The following is a 243-nucleotide window of genomic DNA, read 5'->3' on the forward strand; positions in this document are numbered from 1 at the left end:
GGGGGGGGGGGGGAGGGCGGGGGTGATACCACCATGCTTCAGGTTGACAGCGAGCACCCGAATTGCGCCTACATGTGGATGGAGCACTCGCTGTCTACGAAGGTTCAGGGCGACGCCGCCGCTTGGTTCGGCGCCGTCCCATCCGTCCCGTCAGCCTGCAAGGGCAACGAACTGATGAACGATTCCGGCTGCAACACCACCGACTTCGATCACTTCGCCAACTATCTCTTATACACATCTCCG

The 243-nt window shown here is 61.3% G+C and carries 1 pseudogene; it reads left to right on the plus strand.

Going from position 1 to position 243, the window contains the following annotated elements:
* Positions 1-243 (plus strand): annotated as a pseudogene (locus ACPYOJ_RS36355) (spermidine/putrescine ABC transporter substrate-binding protein); the annotation flags it as partial.

This window comes from Rhizobium sp. SVR5-9E (assembly GCF_056755095.1).